We start from the raw sequence: 4,823 nt of genomic DNA, 5'->3' as shown, positions 1-4,823 counted from the left end.
TCGCAGGCAGAAATAAAGTCTTCTTTCTGTTGGCTCATTACCGCTTCTACATATGTAAGCTAGCTAGCGTCAAGGATCGCTATGAAGACCCTTCAGCCAGGATCTCACCAGTATCCCTATCGGTGATGAATAACTTCCCCGGCAAAATCCACATAAAAAGCTTCTGGCCAGCTTTGTGATCCATATGCATTAGAGGGTTTACCCTGGCCTTCCATTGGTTGAAGTAAAAACAGAACTGACTGTATTGCTAACCATCAGGAAATTCTTTGAGATATTCTAGCCATAACATATGCCGGCTCACACCGGTACGCTTACGTTCTCTATCTACATTGGGAAAACAACGTAGCATGGATTGCATACGATCAGAGTAGGCCTGCTCCTTGCATTTACCAAAAAGCCCCCAACTCTTTGTCATTGAAGGTATTGACCTCATCATAGGTAAAGCCAGAATCCTTGGAAGAGGACAGGTACTTCTTTACTGTGTTTCTGGATGCATCGGCCTGGAATGCTTGTTGTTATACATTCGGAGATATCCAACGGCAAACGCAGAAATATAACCTGCAACTGGAAAAGCTATCGACTGTCTTCGGTATTCTATACTCAAAAACTCTGCCGATGCGAATGCTTCTGCCGTGTGTCCGGATGGAAATGCGTTGCTTGTTCCATTTGGCCTTGTGACTTTGGCAATTCGTTTTATAGACTGACAGGTGGCATTTAAAAACAAGTTGGAAAGGATATAAAGACCAGCCTGGTCCTGCAAACTGTTCTGTCCCTTTACCCCTGTGGCGCCCAATAGCAGAACTGTCCCTGCAGGGGCAAACTGGAGATAATCATCAGCCCTAAACTTAGGATGAGGATGTTCCAATGCAAACTCCTGCCTGACAGCAAGATCTATATCTCTCAGTTGGTGATTTCCCTGCTTTAGAGATCCGTAACTGATTGATGTCAAAGAAGCGACAATGCCCAAGGTTGACATTCTGATGTTAAAGGAGCCAGTGCCAGGACTGGTTTCTTTCGGGATACTATCCTTGTCAACAGTTTGCCCTAGTATGCTGCCGTGAAAAGCAGCAATAATAAAAAAGCTTAAAAAAAATGTTTTTTTAGTTTTCATATCTTTTGTGTGGCCCAAACCGGTCCTTAATCTCTGTCAATTGCCTGCGCGGATACGCTCCCTGATCATACGTATATTAGTGGTCTTACCATAATTAAGTAGCTCCTTACAGTACGGGGTAAAAAAGCGGTGATTAAGCAGCAGCGCAAGGGTATTCATGTCCCAATTACCCACCGGCATAGATCCACGGGCCATAAGTTCTCGTTTGATCAGCGCGTCGGTCAGCTGAAATTCTTCGGTACCCAAGTTGTAGGTGTCTGCATCGCAAAGTATCATCTCGAGCTGTCCGGTCGGTTGCTGTGGCATTGTGGTTGCCAAGATGCATTCCTCAATTTTGTCGGTTATCTCAGTGGGAAGCCCTTTGCCCCTGAAAAAGACTTCCATAAAATCGGCGCTCCGCTCTTCATGTCCTTGCGGATCAGCGATCAGTTGGCCAGTATCATGGAACCATGCCGCGGTCTCCAGTATAAACAGTTCTTCTCCGGTCAGGTTAAAATCACCCGAGATCTCAAGGGCGCGAACAACTACCCTTTGAGTATGTCCAAGGTTATGATAGACTAGCTTTGGTGTCCAGAACATGGAAAAAAGCATTTCAACATATTCGCGGACTTGCCCCCTCAAAATTTCATAGTTATGTCCGTATTTCATTTTATGTACCATATTTTTTACCGCTACCGCGGTTATTTAAGTTGCTCTTTTTCTATATCGATTTCCGGGCTATTCCAGTGAAAATCCAGGAAATGCTTAACTTTCAGAAACATAGCCAACACAAGTAAAATGGATAGGAACCAGAAGATAATTATAATGCCAAGTGGCAGTTTGCGTTCCTTACTCTTCTTCTTTTTTTTCACTACCCTCACTCGACGCCCCTTAATAGGTGGAGCTTTCCTTTGTGGATCTTTCTTCTTTTCCATGTCTATCTTATGTTTTTGCCAGCCGTTAGTAGCATCCTAACTTATGCGTCTCGACCAACTCTCCAATGTTTTAGCCATTAAGCCTAGGAAATTATTCTTCAACTTAGATGATCGCACACGGAGCTAGCTCCTCATTTTCTGTTCCGGGACGTCATGGAAAGCACAATTTTCACTGCCTTCTGGAAAACCTTCTATTGAGCTGATCCATCTCCAGAATGGTTTTTCAATTTCTTTATTTTTCATAATCCTAGCTTTTCACCATGCCCGAAAGTATATTAATGGTAAGGGCAACGATAATTGTATTAAAAGCAAAAGAGAGTACACCGTGCATCCAGGCCAGTTGACGTATTCGAGGAGAGGTAATTGCAACATCCGATACTTGGAAGGTCATACCTACAACAAAGGAGAAATACACAAAATCCATATACCCAGGCTGCGCTTTTCCCGGGAAGGAAAGTCCGCCAGGCGCAGTAATCTTAGTATTTGTTTCATGATCTACATTACAATAATAAAAATGAGCATATCGCAATGTAAAAACGGTGTGGACAAGCCACCATGCGGCGGCAACGCAGAAAAGTGGAATCGTTATATCTAGAAGACCGTCAGTATCAGGCTTACCGGCATTTTTCCGCAATAAGATCACTATGGCGAAGAGGCTCGCAAAACATGCCGCCATCATAAAGAGGAACACCAGCGTTCTGTTGGAGTCCTGGACATGCGCTTCTACCCTAACTTGTTTGGGATGGGAGGAAAGTATTGTTGTCCAGGCAAGAAAAAGACTGGTGCCAGAATATGCAAGCCATGAGGCCATCAAGCGTAATGAAATATCTTTGGCTATAAGTGAGGATATTCCGAAGGTTACAGCTGCCATCCCCATCGATATATACAGTTTTATATGGGAGTCCATTTGGGCTATTTTCATTTACCAATAGGATTAAAATATTAATAATCAATTAGTTAAAAAATATCAATAGATAATTATGGCAAAAAGAATCTCTACCACGCTCTAGCGCGGCTTTTTAATGAGATACTCGAAGCACCTCTTACAGCAATGTGCGATGGAAACACAAGTCAGTTAAGCCATAATTACCTTTTACTTTTTTTCCTTTCCTATATCGGGCTGGTTATTGTTGTAGGCCAGGAGCCTGAGTGCATTAAACACCACAAGCAGTGTTGACCCTTCATGGGCCATGACCGCTGGGCCTATTGAGGCGATACCTGCTATGGTAAGCGGTATTAGCACAGCGACAACTCCCAGTGATATCCACAGGTTTTGCTTGATAATACCCCTGGATTTCCTGCTTAGACCGATGGCAAATGGAAGGCTCTCTAGTTTGTCACCCATCAGCGCAATATCCGCCGTTTCAAGAGCCACATCCGAGCCAGCAGCACCCATTGCTATTCCAACGGTACTCTTAGCCATTGCCGGTGCATCGTTCACACCATCACCGACCATAGCAACCATTTTCTCTGACTTTGCAAGTTTCTGTACAGACTGTACTTTGTCCTCAGGCATTAGATTACCCCACACATCGGTCACGCCTATCTGTTTGGCTACTGCTTCGGCGACTTGTTGGTTGTCTCCAGTAAGCATGATCATTTTCTGGATACCAAGCGCAAATAGTTCTTCAAGCACATGCGCAGCCTCCGCTCTAGGAACATCCATAAGTGACAATAGACCGATAAATTCATCACCACGTCTTACAAGCATTGAGGTGTGCCCTTCTTTTTCGAGCTTTTCGACTTGCTGAAGAAGCTTTTGGTTAATTGCCTTATCACCGAATAGCGCCTTGTTACCGATCTGAATTTTCTGGCCGGCAACCTCAGCTTCAACTCCCCGGCCAGTAATGCTCTTTACACTTTTAGCCTCCGGAAAATCCTTGTCTTTAACTTTTTCCAGAATTCCTTTCACAATGGCCTGTGCAAGTGGATGGTCGCTCCGCTTTTCTACTGCACCTACAATACCCATCAATTCAAATTCATCGATGCCGTTAAGCGGAATTATATTGGTCAGCTTGGGTTTCCCTTCAGTTAGTGTACCGGTCTTGTCAAAAGCTATAGCATTGAGCGTACCCAGGTCCTCCAACGGTTTCCCACCCTTAACCAGCACTCCGCCTCGAGCTGCCCTAGCTACGCCGCTCAGCACTGCACTGGGAGTTGAGATCGCAAGAGCGCATGGACTAGCCGCAACAAGTACGGACATCGCCCGATAGAAGCTTTTTGAAAAAGGTTCATCTATGACCAAAAAGGCAAAACACAGCAGGGCCACCAAGATCAGGACAGAGGGTACGAAATATTTTTCAAACCTGTCTGTAAACAATTGAGTCGGAGACTTCTGCTTTTCTGCTTCATTAACCAGTTTAACCAGACGGGAAATAGTTGAATCGCTGGCCTCCCGTATAACTTTCACTTCCAGAACTGAGGCACCATTGATCGTACCGGCAAACACACGGTGTTCTGATTTGATAGTCTTTTCTTGGGAATAATCCTTTTGTGGGTCATCGATTGGCGATTTGTCCACTGGAACACTTTCACCGGTTATGGGTGCCTGATTTACGGCGCCCTCACCTTTTATTACAACACCATCAGCCGGGATTTTCGAATTTGGTTTGATGATGATGATATCACCTAAAACCAGGTCCTCGATTGGGATGATTGATTCTTTTCCTTCTCTAACAACAAGTGCAACCGGTGGGGCAAGGTCAGTCAAGGCTTCTATGGACTTTCTGGCCCTCCCCATTGCATAATGTTCAAGGGCGTGCCCAAGACTGAACAGTGCAAGAAGTAGCGCCCCCTCT

6 protein-coding genes are annotated in these 4,823 nt (G+C 44.8%); all 6 read right to left on the bottom strand.

The window, feature by feature from the left end:
• Positions 1-247: 247 nt before the first annotated feature.
• Positions 248-436, bottom strand: a complete 189-nt coding sequence (locus B2X72_RS03340) for a hypothetical protein (RefSeq protein ID WP_139145089.1) — start codon at positions 434-436, stop codon at positions 248-250.
• Between the two features lie 39 nt (positions 437-475).
• Positions 476-1,111, bottom strand: a complete 636-nt coding sequence (locus B2X72_RS03335) for a phosphatase PAP2 family protein (RefSeq protein WP_070569828.1) — start codon at positions 1,109-1,111, stop codon at positions 476-478.
• 36 nt (positions 1,112-1,147) lie between these two features.
• A complete protein-coding gene (locus B2X72_RS03330) occupies positions 1,148-1,759 on the bottom strand; it encodes a hypothetical protein (RefSeq protein ID WP_070569984.1) in 612 nt (203 codons plus the stop codon).
• 32 nt (positions 1,760-1,791) lie between these two features.
• Positions 1,792-2,025: a hypothetical protein gene (locus B2X72_RS03325; protein ID WP_070569826.1), complete on the bottom strand. Its 234-nt coding sequence runs from the start codon at positions 2,023-2,025 to the stop codon at positions 1,792-1,794.
• 247 nt (positions 2,026-2,272) lie between these two features.
• Entirely contained in the window at positions 2,273-2,947 is a 675-nt protein-coding gene (locus B2X72_RS03320; RefSeq protein WP_070569824.1) for a DUF1345 domain-containing protein, read from the bottom strand.
• Positions 2,948-3,118: 171 nt separating this feature from the next.
• The coding region (locus B2X72_RS03315; RefSeq protein ID WP_286848260.1) for a heavy metal translocating P-type ATPase at positions 3,119-4,823 on the bottom strand (1,705 nt) is incomplete at its 5' end.

Origin of the sequence: Sphingobacterium sp. UBA7253 (assembly GCF_002472745.1) — a bacterium.
Classification (GTDB): domain Bacteria; phylum Bacteroidota; class Bacteroidia; order Sphingobacteriales; family Sphingobacteriaceae; genus Sphingobacterium; species Sphingobacterium siyangense.
The sequence above is the reverse complement of the archived record's forward strand: the minus strand, read 5'-3'. Positions and strand labels throughout refer to the sequence as shown.